Annotated in this window: 12 protein-coding genes, 3 tRNA genes and 1 pseudogene; 7 read left to right on the top strand and 9 right to left on the bottom strand. The window is 71.2% G+C overall.

Features of this window, described 5'->3' with window-relative positions:
- Positions 1-71: 71 nt before the first annotated feature.
- The 7 genes from purM to purS all read right to left on the bottom strand — a co-directional run bounded on the left by purM (position 72) and on the right by purS (position 8,433).
- Positions 72-1,142 (bottom strand): phosphoribosylformylglycinamidine cyclo-ligase, encoded by a 1,071-nt coding sequence (gene purM, locus ACFCZ1_RS10335; protein ID WP_376677947.1) that lies wholly within the window; start codon positions 1,140-1,142, stop codon positions 72-74.
- A gap of 103 nt (positions 1,143-1,245) precedes the next feature.
- A complete protein-coding gene (purF, locus tag ACFCZ1_RS10330) occupies positions 1,246-2,763 on the bottom strand; it encodes an amidophosphoribosyltransferase (RefSeq protein WP_376677946.1) in 1,518 nt (505 codons plus the stop codon).
- A gap of 725 nt (positions 2,764-3,488) precedes the next feature.
- Positions 3,489-4,283 (bottom strand): META domain-containing protein, encoded by a 795-nt coding sequence (locus tag ACFCZ1_RS10325; RefSeq protein ID WP_376677945.1) that lies wholly within the window; start codon positions 4,281-4,283, stop codon positions 3,489-3,491.
- Between the two features lie 36 nt (positions 4,284-4,319).
- Positions 4,320-5,114 (bottom strand): sterol carrier family protein, encoded by a 795-nt coding sequence (locus ACFCZ1_RS10320; protein ID WP_376677944.1) that lies wholly within the window; start codon positions 5,112-5,114, stop codon positions 4,320-4,322.
- A 144-nt stretch (positions 5,115-5,258) separates the two neighbouring features.
- Positions 5,259-7,508, bottom strand: coding sequence for a phosphoribosylformylglycinamidine synthase subunit PurL (gene purL / locus ACFCZ1_RS10315; protein ID WP_376677943.1), 2,250 nt, complete (start codon positions 7,506-7,508; stop codon positions 5,259-5,261).
- Positions 7,505-8,185 carry a phosphoribosylformylglycinamidine synthase subunit PurQ gene (gene purQ, locus ACFCZ1_RS10310; RefSeq protein ID WP_376677942.1) on the bottom strand — a complete coding sequence of 227 codons (681 nt, stop codon included), beginning with the start codon at positions 8,183-8,185 and terminating at the stop codon, positions 7,505-7,507. Before purQ ends, purL begins: the two co-directional genes overlap by 4 nt.
- Before the next feature lie 2 nt (positions 8,186-8,187).
- Positions 8,188-8,433: a phosphoribosylformylglycinamidine synthase subunit PurS gene (gene purS / locus ACFCZ1_RS10305; protein WP_376677941.1), complete on the bottom strand. Its 246-nt coding sequence runs from the start codon at positions 8,431-8,433 to the stop codon at positions 8,188-8,190.
- Positions 8,434-8,782: 349 nt separating this feature from the next.
- On the opposite strand from purS, the gene ACFCZ1_RS10300 reads away from it, so the two are divergent.
- The 7 genes and pseudogenes from ACFCZ1_RS10300 (at position 8,783) to ACFCZ1_RS10270 (ending at position 11,908) form a co-directional block, all read left to right on the top strand.
- Positions 8,783-9,100 (top strand): Lsr2 family protein, encoded by a 318-nt coding sequence (locus ACFCZ1_RS10300; protein ID WP_376677940.1) that lies wholly within the window; start codon positions 8,783-8,785, stop codon positions 9,098-9,100.
- Positions 9,101-9,188: 88 nt separating this feature from the next.
- A tRNA-Gly gene (locus ACFCZ1_RS10295) sits at positions 9,189-9,260 on the top strand.
- A 77-nt stretch (positions 9,261-9,337) separates the two neighbouring features.
- Positions 9,338-9,413: transfer RNA gene (locus ACFCZ1_RS10290), tRNA-Gly, on the top strand.
- Positions 9,414-9,580: 167 nt separating this feature from the next.
- Positions 9,581-9,799 (top strand): annotated as a pseudogene (locus ACFCZ1_RS10285) (ABC transporter ATP-binding protein); the annotation flags it as partial.
- 167 nt (positions 9,800-9,966) lie between these two features.
- Entirely contained in the window at positions 9,967-11,205 is a 1,239-nt protein-coding gene (locus tag ACFCZ1_RS10280) for a sensor histidine kinase (RefSeq protein WP_376677939.1), read from the top strand.
- Entirely contained in the window at positions 11,202-11,813 is a 612-nt protein-coding gene (locus ACFCZ1_RS10275) for a response regulator (protein WP_376677938.1), read from the top strand. Before ACFCZ1_RS10280 ends, ACFCZ1_RS10275 begins: the two co-directional genes overlap by 4 nt.
- A gap of 22 nt (positions 11,814-11,835) precedes the next feature.
- Positions 11,836-11,908: transfer RNA gene (locus ACFCZ1_RS10270), tRNA-Gly, on the top strand.
- A 47-nt stretch (positions 11,909-11,955) separates the two neighbouring features.
- Here ACFCZ1_RS10270 and ACFCZ1_RS10265 read toward each other — a convergent pair.
- Positions 11,956-12,885, bottom strand: a complete 930-nt coding sequence (locus ACFCZ1_RS10265) for a phosphoribosylaminoimidazolesuccinocarboxamide synthase (protein WP_376677937.1) — start codon at positions 12,883-12,885, stop codon at positions 11,956-11,958.
- A 91-nt stretch (positions 12,886-12,976) separates the two neighbouring features.
- Positions 12,977-14,464: a N,N-dimethylformamidase beta subunit family domain-containing protein gene (locus ACFCZ1_RS10260; RefSeq protein WP_376677936.1), complete on the bottom strand. Its 1,488-nt coding sequence runs from the start codon at positions 14,462-14,464 to the stop codon at positions 12,977-12,979.
- Between the last annotated feature and the right edge of the window lie 2 nt (positions 14,465-14,466).

Below are 14,466 nucleotides of genomic sequence, written 5' to 3'. Positions count from 1 at the left end.
GCGTCTGCACGACAGGTCAAAAGACTGAAACCCGGCCCGGGGCATCGCCCCGGGCCGGGTTTCAGTGCTGCTCAGCTCGCGTAGGAACCGGTGAGGGTCGCACCCTCGGTACGGTCGCCGCGGTCCAGGATCTCTCCCGCGACCCAGGCGTCCACACCCCGGTCGGCGAGCGCGGTCAGGGCCACGTCCACCGACTCCTGCGGGACCACGGCCATCATGCCGACGCCCATGTTCAGGGTCTTCTCCAGCTCCAGCTGCTCCACCTGCCCGGCCTTGCCGACCAGGTCGAAAATCGCGCCCGGCGTCCAGGTCGAACGGTCGACCGTGGCGTGCAGGTGGTCCGGAATGACCCGGGCCAGGTTCGCCGCGAGGCCGCCGCCGGTGATGTGCGAGTACGCGTGCACCTCGGCCGTACGGGTGAGTGCCATGCAGTCCAGCGAGTAGATCTTGGTGGGCTCCAGGAGCTCCTCGCCCAGGGTGCGGCCGAGCTCCGCGATCTCCTGCTCCAGGGCCATCCCGGCCCGGTCGAAGAGGACGTGCCGGACCAGCGAGTACCCGTTCGAGTGAAGGCCGGACGAAGCCATCGCGATGACGGCGTCACCCGTACGGATGCGATCCGCGCCGAGCAGCCGGTCGTACTCGACGACACCGGTGCCGGCGCCCGCCACGTCGAAGTCGTCCGGGCCCAGCAGGCCCGGGTGCTCGGCGGTCTCGCCGCCCACCAGAGCGCAGCCGGCGAGGACACAGCCCTCGGCGATGCCCTTGACGATGGCGGCGACACGCTCGGGGTGAACCTTGCCGACGCAGATGTAGTCGGTCATGAAGAGCGGCTCGGCGCCGCAGACGACGATGTCGTCCATGACCATGGCGACCAGGTCGTGGCCGATGGTGTCGTACACGCCCAGCTGGCGGGCGATGTCCACCTTGGTGCCGACCCCGTCGGTGGCGGAGGCGAGCAGCGGGCGCTCGTAGCGCTTGAGGGCGGAGGCGTCGAAGAGGCCGGCGAAGCCGCCGAGGCCGCCGAGGACCTCGGGGCGCTGCGTCTTCTTCACCCACTCCTTCATCAGCTCGACGGCGCGGTCTCCCGCTTCGATGTCCACGCCTGCGGCTGCGTAGCTGGCACCGGTGGTCTTCTCTGTCATGACAGGAGAGAGCTTTCGTGTCGTTACTGCGGGTGGTGCTGGGCCCCCCGGAGAAGCCTCGAAGAGAGGGCCCAGCGCAGGTTGAGCCGGCGAACGAACGCGCCTACGGGCGGCGGAGCGCGTCGGCGGCGTCCGTGCCGCCGGCCAGCTCGGTCTCCAGCAGCTGCTTGCCCAGGAGCTGCGGGTCGGGCAGCTCCATGGGGTACTCGCCGTCGAAGCAGGCACGGCAGAGGTTGGGCTTCTGGATGGTGGTCGCCTCGATCATCGCGTCGAGCGAGATGTACGAGAGCGAGTCCGCGCCGAGCGACGTGGCGATCTCGTCGACCGTCATGCCGTTGGCGATGAGCTCCGCCCGGGTGGCGAAGTCGATGCCGAAGAAGCACGGCCACTTCACCGGCGGCGAGGAGATCCGGATGTGGACCTCGGCCGCGCCGGCCTCGCGGAGCATCTTGACCAGGGCGCGCTGGGTGTTGCCGCGGACGATCGAGTCGTCGACGACCACCAGGCGCTTGCCCCGGATGACTTCCTTGAGGGGATTGAGCTTCAGGCGGATGCCGAGCTGGCGGATCGTCTGCGAGGGCTGGATGAAGGTCCGGCCGACGTAGGCGTTCTTGACCAGGCCGGAGCCGTACGGAATTCCGCTGGCCTCGGCGTATCCGACGGCGGCGGGCGTGCCGGACTCCGGCGTCGCTATCACCAGATCGGCGTCGACCGGGGCTTCCTTGGCCAGGCGCCGGCCCATCTCGACACGCGAGAGATAGACGTTCCGGCCGGCGATGTCGGTGTCCGGGCGCGCCAGGTAGACGTACTCGAAGACACAGCCCTTGGGCTTCGCTTCCGCGAATCGGGAGGTCCGCAGACCGTTCTCGTCGATCGCGATGAGCTCACCCGGCTCGACCTCGCGGACGAAGCTGGCGCCGCAGATGTCGAGGGCGGCGGTCTCACTCGCGACCACCCAGCCGCGCTCCAGGCGGCCGAGGACCAGCGGGCGGATGCCCTGCGGGTCACGGGCGGTGTAGAGGGTCCCCTCGTCCATGAAGACCAGCGAGAAGGCACCCTTGACCTGCGGGAGGACCTTGGCGGCCGACTCCTCGATGGTCAGGGGCCTGCCCTCGTCGTCGGTCTGGCCGGCGAGCAGGGCGGTGACCAGGTCGGTGTCGTTGGTGGCGGCCACCTGGGTGGCGCGGCCGTCCTGACGGGGGAGGTCGGCGACCATTTCGGCGAGCTCGGCGGTGTTCACCAGGTTGCCGTTGTGACCCAGGGCAATGGAGCCGTGGGCGGTCGCACGGAAAGTGGGCTGAGCGTTCTCCCAGACGGAGGCTCCGGTGGTCGAGTAGCGGGCGTGACCGACCGCGATATGACCCTGGAGCGAGCCGAGAGAGGTTTCGTCGAAGACTTGGGATACGAGGCCCATGTCTTTGAAGACGAGGATCTGGGAACCGTTGCTCACAGCGATTCCCGCGGACTCTTGTCCGCGGTGCTGCAGTGCATACAGTCCGAAGTAGGTGAGCTTGGCGACCTCTTCACCCGGAGCCCAGACACCGAAGACGCCGCAAGCGTCCTGGGGGCCTTTCTCTCCGGGGAGCAGGTCGTGGTTGAGTCGTCCATCACCACGAGGCACGCTCCCGAGTGTAGGCGAGATCGACCACTGGTCCGAATTGGGGACGGCCGGGAAATGTCACAGCACAGAGGGTGACGGGATGCCCTCGTCTCGGTATTCGGATGCCCTTGTCGATTGCTACAAGAGCATGCGCACACATTCTCGCCCCGCGCAGCCCCTCGGTGACCGTTCCGTCACCCTCCTCGGGCGCCGCCACGCAGGCACCTGGCCCGTGCCGTGAGCGTCATCCGTCGCCGCCGCGCGCAGCCACAACTCCTCCTCGCCCTTCCTCATTTCGGCTCCGACCGGCCCCGCCCTGCCGCGCCGCGCGCCATCCCGCGCCCCGCCGGGAGCCGCCGGCAGCCGACGGGCGGGCCGCGGCTTGAAATACTTGTGTCTTCGTACGAGAGGGAGCTGCCCCGGCGTGCCCCCGACGTGCCCTCGGCGGCGCCGTCGCAGTGACCGCCGCCGCTGCGGCGGGGCCGGGAGCGGGCCCGGCGGCGGCTGCCGAGACCGCCGGGGACGGGCGCGCAGGATCCGGCGAACGCGCCTTCCGGACGGCGCACGGGCGGCGTGCGCGCCGTGGCGGAACCGGCCCGGCCGGCGGAGCCGCGGGCGGCCCGGAAGTCGGTGAACGCGCGACTCCTCCCCCGCCGGCCCCCCTGCCGGGCCGGGCTTCCTGGGCGTAGGGGACCTGTCGCCGCTGCCCGACGAGGTGCGGGCCGAGTCGGCGCGCACGGGTGACGTCACTCGGCGGCTGAGGCCCCCGCGGCGGTCAGGCCCTTGCCGTCGGCGGCGGTGAGCGTCAGGATCCGGTCCTGGATCTTCCAGGTGAGCGGACCGCTGCCGAACAGCTCCGTCAGCGCCCGCTCGACCTCGCCCGCCGGGCCCTCGCAGGCCATGCGGGTGGTGGTGAGCGGACCGAAGGTGACCGTGGGCCCGGCGACGGTGGCCTTGGCGCTGAACCGGTTGCAGCCGAGACTGCCGCTCGCCGAGCCGTCGGTCGCGATCGTGAACCGTGCCGCGCCGGCGGCCTCGGCGGGCACGGAGGACGCGGTCCCGCCACCGGTCAGGGAGTCGACGGACCACTCGGTCGCGGTGAGCGGCGCGTCCGCGGCCGGGGGCTTCGACGTCATGGCGATGGTGCTCCCGTCGGCGGTCTTCAGGGTGAGCCGGTCGGGGCCCCGGTCGATGGTCAGCCGACCCGTGAACAGCCTGGCGAACTCCGTCTCGAAGGCCTGGTCCGCGCAGGCCATGGCGGTCGTCGCGCCGGGGGTGACGGTCAGGGCGGAGGTTCCTTCGAGGACCACCGCCGCCGTGAACCCGTTGCAGCCGTAGTTGCCCTTGGCCTCGTCCCGCCCGATGTCGAGACGGGCGGCGTCCGGCGCGTGCAGGGTGCGGCCGCCGGTGGTCAGGGACTCCACGGCCCAGGAGCCGACGGGCTCGGGGAGCCTGCGGGCGCCGCCGTCCCCGGACTGGCCGCACGCGGCGAGCGCGAGGACGAGCGCCAGGCCGGCCGGAAGGTTCCGAAGAGTACGCATGTTCCTGGGACGGAGACGGCCCCCGGCCGGTTCCGCTCAGCTCATCAGCGGGAGCAGCGCCGCCAGGTCGGCCCGCTCGCCGCTGGCGCTGACCTGCGCCGCGTCGAGGGCCTCGGCCCATCCGGTACGGCCCGTGGCGAGCCGCATCCAGGTCAGCGGGTCCGTCTCCACGACGTTGGGCGGGGTGCCGCGGGTGTGCCGGGGGCCCTCGACGCACTGGACCACGGCGAAGGGCGGGATCCGTACCTCGACCGCGCCACCGGGCGCCTTGAGGGCGAGGGCGTCGGCGAGCAGCCGGGTGCAGGCGGCCAGGACCTGCCGCTCGACGGGGATGTCCAGTCCGGCGGCCCGGTTCAGGTCGTCGGTGTGGACCGCCAGCTCCACGGTCCGCGTGACCAGGAAGTCGGCCAGGGTCATGTCGCCGATCCACAGGGTCAGCACCCGGTCGCCGCCCGGGTTCGCCGCCAGCGCCTCGGCCAGCCGGGCGGCCGCCCGGTCGAACAGCTCGGGCAGCGGGGCCCCGTCCACGGTTTCCCTGGCCGCCTCGGAGATCTTCCCGGCGAGCGACGCGGTGGCGAACGGCCACTCCACGGCCGAGATCTCGGCGACGCCGGCGGGCGGCCGGGCGAGGCCGCTCGCGAGCGAGTCCGCGATCCACGCGATGTGCCCGGCGAGGTCGGCGACGCTCCAGTCCCCGAGCCCGCTGGGCCGCGCCAGCTGCTCGGGCGTCAACTCGTGTACGGCGTCGGCGACATGTGCGAACTGCGCGGTGACGGCCGCGCGGATCTTCGCGGGGTCGTACCTACGCTGCTTCTTCTTCCCGGGCGGCATGCGGCGACCCTATCCGGGCGGCGTCGGCTCGGTGCGTCCACGCCGCGCGGCGGCGTGGGCACCGGGAGACCGCGGGAACCCGCCGCGGGCAACGCCGAGGCCCCGCCCACGGCGTGGACGGGGCCTCGTACGCGAAAGGCGGGATCAGGCGAGCAGCGCCGGGATCGTCGCCTCGTGAGCGGTACGCAGTTCCGCGAGCGGAATCGTGAACTCGCCCTGGACCTCGATCTCCTCGCCGTCCACCACGCCGATGCGGGTGGCGGGCAGGCCCCGCGCGCCGCACATGTCGGTGAAGCGGAGCTCCTCGCTGCGCGGGACGGACACGATGGCGCGGCCCGCGGACTCGGAGAACAGGAAGGTGAACGCGTCCAGACCCTCGGGCACCACGATCCGCGCACCGTTGCCGCCGCGCAGGCAGGACTCGGTGAGCGCCTGGATCACGCCGCCGTCGGACAGGTCGTGCGCGGCGTCGATCATGCCGTCGCGCGAGGCGGAGATCAGGATCTCGCCGAGCAGCTTCTCGCGGCCCAGGTCCACCTTGGGCGGCATGCCGCCGAGGTGGTCGTGGACGACCTGGGACCAGGCCGAGCCGCCGAACTCCTCGGCCGTGTCGCCCAGCAGGTACAGCAGCTGGCCGGTCTCGGCGAACGCCATCGGCGTACGGCGGTTGACGTCGTCGATCACACCGAGGACCGCCACGACCGGGGTCGGGTGGATGGCGGTGTCGCCCGTCTGGTTGTAGAGCGAGACGTTGCCACCGGTCACCGGGGTGCCCAGCTCCAGGCAGCCGTCCGCCAGACCGCGCGTGGCCTCGGCGAACTGCCACATGACGTCCGGGTCCTCGGGGGAGCCGAAGTTGAGGCAGTCGGAGATGGCCAGCGGCTTGGCGCCGGTCGCGGCGACGTTGCGGTAGGCCTCGGCCAGCGCCAGCTGCGCGCCCGTGTACGGGTCGAGCTTGGCGAAGCGGCCGTTGCCGTCGGTGGCCATGGCGACGCCGAGGTTGGACTCCTCGTCGATGCGGACCATGCCCGCGTCCTCGGGCTGCGACAGGACGGTGTTGCCCTGCACGAAGCGGTCGTACTGGTCGGTGACCCAGGACTTCGAGGCCTGGTTCGGGGAGGAGACCAGCGCGAGGACCTGGGCGCGCAGCTCGGCCGGGGTCGCCGGGCGCGGCAGCTTGCCCGCGTCGTCCGCCTGGAGCGCGTCCTGCCAGGAGGGGCGCGCGTAGGGGCGGTGGTAGGTCGGGCCCTCGTGGGCGACGGTGCCCGGGGGCACGTCCACGATGAGCTCGCCGTGCCAGAAGATCTCCAGGTGGTCGCCGTCGGTCACCTCACCGATGACGGTGGCGATGACGTCCCACTTCTCGCAGATCTCCATGAAGCGGTCGACGTGCTGCGGCTCGACGATCGCGCACATGCGCTCCTGCGACTCGCTCATGAGGATTTCCTCGGGCGAGAGCGTCGCGTCGCGCAGCGGGACGGTGTCCAGCTCGACGCGCATGCCGCCGGTGCCGGCGGAGGCCAGCTCGGACGTGGCGCAGGAGAGCCCGGCGCCGCCGAGGTCCTGGATGCCCGCGACCAGCTTCTCCTTGAAGATCTCCAGGGTGCACTCGATCAGGAGCTTCTCCTGGAACGGGTCGCCGACCTGGACGGCGGGGCGCTTGGTGGGCTTGGTGTCGTCGAAGGTCTCGGACGCGAGGACCGAGACGCCGCCGATGCCGTCGCCGCCCGTGCGGGCGCCGTAGAGGATGACCTTGTTGCCGGGGCCGGACGCCTTGGCGAGGTGGATGTCCTCGTGCTTCATCACGCCGATGCAGCCGGCGTTGACGAGCGGGTTGCCCTGGTAACAGGCGTCGAAGACGACCTCGCCGCCGATGTTCGGCAGGCCGAGGCAGTTGCCGTACCCGCCGATGCCCGCGACCACGCCCGGCAGGACGCGCTTGGTGTCGGGGTGGTCGGCGGCGCCGAAGCGCAGCGGGTCCACGACGGCGACCGGGCGGGCGCCCATGGCCAGGATGTCGCGGACGATGCCGCCGATGCCGGTGGCCGCACCCTGGTAGGGCTCGATGTATGAGGGGTGGTTGTGCGACTCGACCTTGAAGGTGACCGCGTAACCCTGGCCGACGTCGACGACGCCGGCGTTCTCGCCGATACCGACGAGCATGGCGTCGTTCTGCGGGACCTTCTCGCCGAACTGCTTCAGGTGGACCTTGCTGCTCTTGTACGAGCAGTGCTCGGACCACATGACCGAGTACATGGCGAGCTCGGCGCCCGTGGGGCGGCGGCCGAGGATCTCCCGGATGCGCGCGTACTCGTCCTCCTTGAGGCCGAGCTCCTTCCAGGGCTGCGCGGCGTCCGGGGTGTCCGTGGCGTGCTTGACGGTGTCCAGGCTCATGCGTTGACCAGCTTCTTCAGTACCGACGTGAAGAACGGGAGGCCGTCGGTGCGGCCCGTCCCGATCAGCGGCTCGACCGCGTGCTCGGGGTGGGGCATGAGGCCGACGACGTTGCCAGCGGCGTTGGTGATGCCGGCGATGTCGCGCAGCGAACCGTTCGGGTTCACGTCGAGGTACCGGAAGGCCACACGGCCTTCGGCCTCGAGTTCGTCGAGCGTGTGCTCGTCGGCGACGTAGCGGCCGTCCATGTTCTTGAGCGGGACGGAGATCTCCTGGCCGGCGGTGTAGTCGCCGGTCCACGCGGTCTCCGCGTTCTCCACCCGCAGCTTCTGGTCGCGGCAAATGAAGTGCAGGTGGTTGTTGCGGAGCATCGCCCCCGGCAGCAGGTGGGCCTCGGTGAGGATCTGGAAGCCGTTGCAGATGCCGAGGACGGGCATGCCCGCCTTGGCCTGCTCGATGATGGTCTCCATCACCGGCGAGAAGCGGGAGATGGCCCCGGCGCGCAGGTAGTCCCCGTAGGAGAAGCCGCCCGCGAGGACGACCGCGTCGACCTGGTGCAGGTCCTTGTCGCGGTGCCAGAGCGAAACCGGCTCGGCCCCGGCGAGGCGGACGGCGCGCAGCGAGTCACGGTCGTCGAGCGTTCCGGGGAACGTGACGACACCGATGCGAGTGGTCACCGTCAGGCCTCGACCTTCACGGTGAAGTCTTCGATGACGGTGTTGGCGAGGAACGTTTCGGCCATCTTGTGGATGCGGTCGAGGGCGGCCTCGTCGACCGGTCCCTCCACTTCCAGTTCGAAGCGCTTCCCCTGACGGACGTCGGCGATCCCGTCGAAGCCCAGGCGCGGCAGTGCACGCTGCACCGCCTGGCCCTGGGGGTCGAGGATCTCCGGCTTGAGCATGACGTCGACTACGACGCGTGCCATCGGGCACTCCCGTGTGTGGTTGGTGCGAAGGCGGTTCCCTCAGCGTACCCGGCCGAAATTTCTACGCGGGTAGATATCCTCCGGACGTGATCACCGGCCGGTTTGGCTTCACCAACGCTTCGCAAAATCACCAGGAAAAACACGCGTCCGGGATTGCGGCGGGACACGCGGAGAGAATTAACTGGGCTTCGCAATGCAATGGGAATCGGGGTACAAAGGAATCACCCCGCGAGGTGGGATTTCACCGCTTCACAACGGGGACGGAAAGATGCATTGCTCCGAAACATCCACACAGGCGACATCGCCCCACGCCAGCAGGTGGCGGCGTCGCACGAAGGGACCGATATCCGTGGCGCAGCGCGTAGTAGTCACGCTCTCCGACGACATCGATGGCGGAGAAGCGACGGAAACGGTCGTGTTCGCTCTGGACGGTAAGTCGTACGAGATCGACCTCAATGCGGCCAACGCAATGAAACTGCGGAAGGGGCTGGAGCCCTTCGTGGCCGCCGGCCGCCGCCAGTCGCGTTCGGGGAAGGCCTTCAAGCACACGTCCATCGCACCGGACCCGGCGGTCGTCCGGGCCTGGGCCCGGTCCAACCAGTACGAGGTCCCGCCCCGCGGCCGCATCCCCAAGAAGATCTACGAGGCCTACAACGCGGCTCACTGAGGGCCGATTTGCCATCCACCCCCCTGCGTCGGCTAATGTGTGGATCACGCCGAGGGGCGAGGCCGCAGGTCAGAACCCCGAAGGTCGTGCGGGTGTAGTTCAGTAGTAGAACGTCCCCCTTCCAGGGGGAAGGCGCAGTGTGCGATCCCTGTCACCCGCTCTGCATCGGTTTACCGACCACCACCGTGGATCAGGTAGAGTGATGCACGCATTGCCGAGGCAGTGCACGCAGTACATGCGGACGTAGCTCAGTTGGTAGAGCACCACCTTGCCAAGGTGGATGTCGCGCGTTCGAGTCGCGTCGTCCGCTCCACAGGAGAAGGCCCCGGTCATTACGACCGGGGCCTTCTTCGTGTTCCTCCTGGTGCTCCCTCGCCTTTGCCGCTCCGGACCTTCCCTGACAAATGTCATCGCGGATCGTGACGGCTCGCACTGCCGGACCCGTCCGGACGACGCGAGGCTTGGGCCATGACCGAAGCCGCCGCCGACCGGCCCGCCCGGATCCGCTTCACGCTGCCCGCCGGGGTGCCCGCGGCGAGGCTCCCGCTGACGCTGCGCGCGGCGGCGTACGGGCAGTTCGTGGAGATCCGTACCGGACGGCTCCAGGTGGCGCTGACCGAGCTGCTGCGCTGGGCGAACGACTCCGGCGTGGAACTGGCGGGGCTCGACGTCCGGTCCGGCCCCCTGGAGGAGGCCTTCCGGGAGTGGCTCGCGCGCACGGGCGAGCCGGGCCCGGCCTGCCGGTGCACGGCAGGAACGTCCTCCGCACTGGCCCGGATCGTGATCACCGTGTTTGCTGATCTGCGGCGGTTCCGCCGGGAACCGCGCGGCCGGCAGAAGAAGGAAAGATCCGGGGGACGGGAAGCATGCCGAAGCTGAAGGGGTGGTGGCGCAACCGGAGCACCGCCGGGAAGGTCGAGCTGTACACGCGCTGGTCGTTCCACTTCTTCGTGGTCATGGAGCTCCTGGGGGTCGGGCTGGCGCCGCTGGCCGGCGCCGTCGGGAACACCCCGCCGCTGGTGCCGGTCTCGCTCGGCCTGATGGCGTGCGCCCACGCGGTGCTGTGCGGAGTGCACTCCTCCAGGGCCCTGCACTGGGTGGTGGGCCGGCGCGAACGCCCCACCCGGCTCGCGGTGGCCACGGCCCTCGCGACGGGTGCGGCCGCGCTCGGCGTCCTCGCGCTGCGCGCCACCGGGACACTCGACCCGGCCGTGGCGCCGCCGCTGGTCTCGGGGCTCACCTGCTTCGCCACCGGATCACTGGTCCTGTCCTTGCGGTCGGTGAGACTCATGTGGTGCGTCGGTCCGGCCGTGGCCGCCGGTACGGCCGTGGCCGTGCTCGCGATGGGCCTGCCGCCGGGGGAGGCGCTGGGCTACGCGGTGGGTGCGCTGATCGGCAACCTGCTCTTCAGCGCCACCTGTGGATTCTCGGCCTGGCTGCTGAAGACGGTCTACGAACTGGACCGGTCCCGCGAGATCCAGGCGCGCCTCGCAGTCGCCGAGGAGCGGCTGCGCTTCGGCCGGGACCTGCACGACGTGATGGGCCGGAACCTGGCGGTGATCGCGCTCAAGAGCGAGCTGGCGGTCCAGCTGGCGCGGCGCGAACGGCCCGAGGCCGTGGACCAGATGATCGAGGTGCAGCGGATCGCCCAGGAGTCCCAGCGGGAGGTGCGCGACGTCGTGCGCGGCTACCGGGAGGCGGACCTCGCCGTGGAGCTGGAGGGCGCGCGGGGCGTGCTGCGGGCGGCCGGAATGGCCTGCAGGGTCGACTTCGAGGCGGCCGGGCACGAACTGCCGCCCGAGGTCCAGTCGGCGCTCGGCTGGGTGGTGCGCGAGGCGACCACGAACGTCCTGCGGCACGGGGACGCGCACAACTGCGTGATCCGGCTGACGGCGCCCCAGGAGGGGCCGGTGACCCTGGTGGTGGAGAACGACGGAGCTCCCGATACGCCCGCCGGGCCGCCCGGCTCGGGGCTGGCCGGGCTGCGGGAGCGGCTCGCGGTGGTGGACGGAACCCTGCGGGCGGGACCGGCGGCCGGCGGCCGCTTCCGGCTGTGCGCCGAGATACCCGGCGGACACGTGCAACGACTGGAGGTGCGGGCGTGAGCCCCGTACGCGTACTGCTCGCCGACGACGAGCACCTGATCCGCGGGGCGCTGGCCGCCCTGTTGGCCCTGGAGGACGACCTGCTGGTCGTGGCCCAGGCGGCCTCCGGGCCCGAGGCCCTCGCCATGGCGCGGGCGCACCGGCCGGACGTGGCGGTGCTGGACCTGCAGATGCCGGGCGCCGACGGTGTGAGTGTGGCCACATCCCTCCGGGCCGAACTCCCCGACTGCAAGACCATGATCGTGACGAGTCACGGCCGTCCCGGGCACCTGAAGCGGGCCCTGGCGGCGGGCGTGCGGGCCTTCGCGCCGAAGACCGTCTCGGCGCAGCGGCTGGCCGAGCTGATCCGGACCGTGCACGCCGGAGGGCGTTACGTGGACCCGGAGTTGGCGGCCGACGCGATCAGCGCGGGGGACTCGCCGCTGACCGCGCGGGAGGCGGAGGTACTGGAGCTCGCGGCGGACGGGGCGCCCGTCGCGGAGATCGCCGAGCGGGCCTCGCTGTCGCAGGGGACCGTACGGAACTACCTCTCCTCGGCGGCGTCGAAGCTCGGGGCCGAGAACCGGCACACGGCAGTGCGTCTCGCACGGCAGCGAGGTTGGGTATAGTAGGTCTCGCCTTACGGCGCTTGCGGACATAGCTCAGTTGGTAGAGCACCACCTTGCCAAGGTGGATGTCGCGCGTTCGAGTCGCGTTGTCCGCTCTGCAGGGAAGAAGCCCCCGGTCCTCGACCGGGGGCTTCTTCGTGTCTCAGGCCGGGGTGATCCCGGTCGTCGCCGTCCAGGTCAGACCGGTGAGCCGCTCGTAGGCCTCGACGTACTTGGCGCGGGTCTGCTCGACGACCTCCTGCGGGAGGGCCGGCGGCGGGAGTTCGCCCTTCGGGTCCCAGCCGGAGGCCGGGGAGGAAAGCCAGTTGCGGACGAACTGCTTGTCGAAGGAGGGCTGGGTACGGCCCGGCTCCCACAGGTCGGCCGGCCAGAAGCGGGAGGAGTCCGGGGTCAGCACCTCGTCGGCGGCGACCAGCGTGCCGTCCTTCGGGTCGAAGCCGAACTCGAACTTGGTGTCCGCCAGGATGATCCCCCGCTCGCGGGCGATGTCCCGGGCGCGGCCGTAGACGGCGAGGGTGGTCCGGCGCAGCAGGGCCGCCGTCTCGGCGCCCTCGGTGCGCACGACCTCCTCGTAGGAGACGTTCTCGTCGTGCTCGCCGACCTCGGCCTTGGCGGCCGGGGTGAAGATCGGCGCGGGCAGCTCGGAGCCGTCCACGAGGCCCTCGGGGAGGGCGAGCCCGCAGACGGTGCGGGTCTGCTTGTACTCGGCGAGGCCGGAGCCGGTCAGGTAGCCGCGGGCCACGCACTCGACCGGAACCATGTCGAGGTTGCGGCAGACGAGCGTGCGGCCGGCCCAGTCGGCGGGCGCGCCTTCGGGCAGGTCGGTGGAGATGACGTGGTTCGGGACGAGGTCGGCCAGCTGGTCGAACCACCAGAGCGAGAGCTGGGTGAGGACGCGGCCCTTGTCCGGGATCTCGGTGGGCAGCACCCAGTCGAAGGCGGACATCCGGTCGCTGGCGACCATGACGAGGCGGTCGTCCTCGTCGCGGTAGAGGTCGCGCACCTTGCCGGTGTGGAGGTGGACGAGGCCGGGAACCTCAACCGGCTCGGGCTTTTCGACGAATCCGGACACGGGGTCTCCCTGTGGGTCTGTACGAGCGCAAACCCATTCTCCCGTACCGGCCCGTCCGCCCCGTCCAGGGGGTGTACCTCCCCGGCGGCGGTCAGTCCCTCTTGCAGATCCGGTCGAGCAGGTTGGCGGTGGCCCGCTGGACCCGCTCGTCGACGTGGCCGGGGCGGTCGAGCGCCGGGGACCAGGCGAAGGTGCCGGACGCGAAGACCAGCGCGCCGCTGGGTGCCCGGTAGAGCGAGGTCTCCTGGTGGCGGCGGTGGTTCTCGCCGTCGAGGTACGGGGAGTGCGCGAGCAGGATCCGGTCCTGGTGCTCGGGGAGCTGGGTGCGGGGGAAGTACCGGTCGGCCTCGCCGGCGACCAGGCCGGGCAGCTCATCGTTCTCGGCGGCGCCGGTGGAGTCCCAGAGCCAGTGCGTGGCGTTGCGGACGATCAGGGGCGCGGGTTCCGGTACCCGCCCGGCGTACTGGATGCCGAGGAGCTGCTGTTCCGGGCGGTCGACCTCGCGCCACAGGCTGGGGCGGCCGGGGCCGCGGCGTTTTCGGCAGGTGAGGAGCCGGTCGTCGACCCCTGAGGCCGAGGGGCCGAGCTCGACCTGCCAGTACATGGTGTTGGCCGAGAGGAAGACGAGGGAGGTGCCGTGGTCGCGGGCACGCTCGACGGTGCGGCGCATGGGGGCGGACCAGTACTCGTCGTGGCCGGGGAAGACCAGGCCGCGGTAACGGGTCGGGTCGACACGGCCGGCGTGCAGGTCGCGGGTGTCGGCGTAGGCGAGGTCGTAGCCGTAGCGCTCGGCCCAGCGGATGAAGTCGTATGCGTGGCCCACGTGCAGGGGCAGGCCCGCGCCCGCGTAGGGGCGGTCGAAGGAGACCGTGATGGCCGCGTCCTGCTCGCCGAGCAGCCGCCCCTCCTCGTCCCAGGCGTGGTAGAGGCTGGCGCCGGTGCGGCCGTCCTCCGGGTAGAGGTTGTACGCCTGCCAGGTGATGTCGGGAAGCAGGAGCAGGAGGTCCGCCGGGTGGTCGTCGCGGACCGTGAAGGGGATGTGGGAGCGGTAGCCGTCGACGGTGGTGAGGACGGCGACGTACGCGCCGACGCTCCAGTACGACGGGACCTGGAGGCGCCAGGACAGCCACCAGTGGTGACAGGAGACGGTGCGGTCGGCGGCCAGGGGGGGCGGCTGCACGATGCCGGACAGGCGGGGACTGGTGGTGATCTTGGAGGCGCCGTCGCCGCCGTAGTGGCCGATGCGGTAGACGTCGACGGAGAACTGCTGGGGCGGATCGACGGTGATGTGGAAGTCGATGGCCTCGCCGGGGGTCACGGCTCCGGTGGAGGAGAAGCCCTTGATCTGGCGGTGGACGTCATCGGCCGTACGGGGGCCGCCGGTGCCGCGGGCGCGGGGGATCTGGCCGGTGCCGGCGGCCGCGGCGGCCGGGTCCACGTACCAGGGCACGACCTGGCCGGTGTCGTCGAAGTAGAGCTCGCTGCCGCGGAACCAGGGCAGGGGGCCCTGCCCGAAGGGGTCCGTCACCGCGTGCGCGAGCGCACCTGACTCCCAACGCCGGATCTGGTCCGCTCCCATGA

The sequence above is a fragment of the Streptomyces sp. NPDC056224 genome, from assembly GCF_042267665.1.
Lineage (GTDB): Bacteria > Actinomycetota > Actinomycetes > Streptomycetales > Streptomycetaceae > Streptomyces.
Note: the sequence above shows the minus strand (reverse complement) of the source record. Positions and strands in the feature narration are given on the sequence as shown.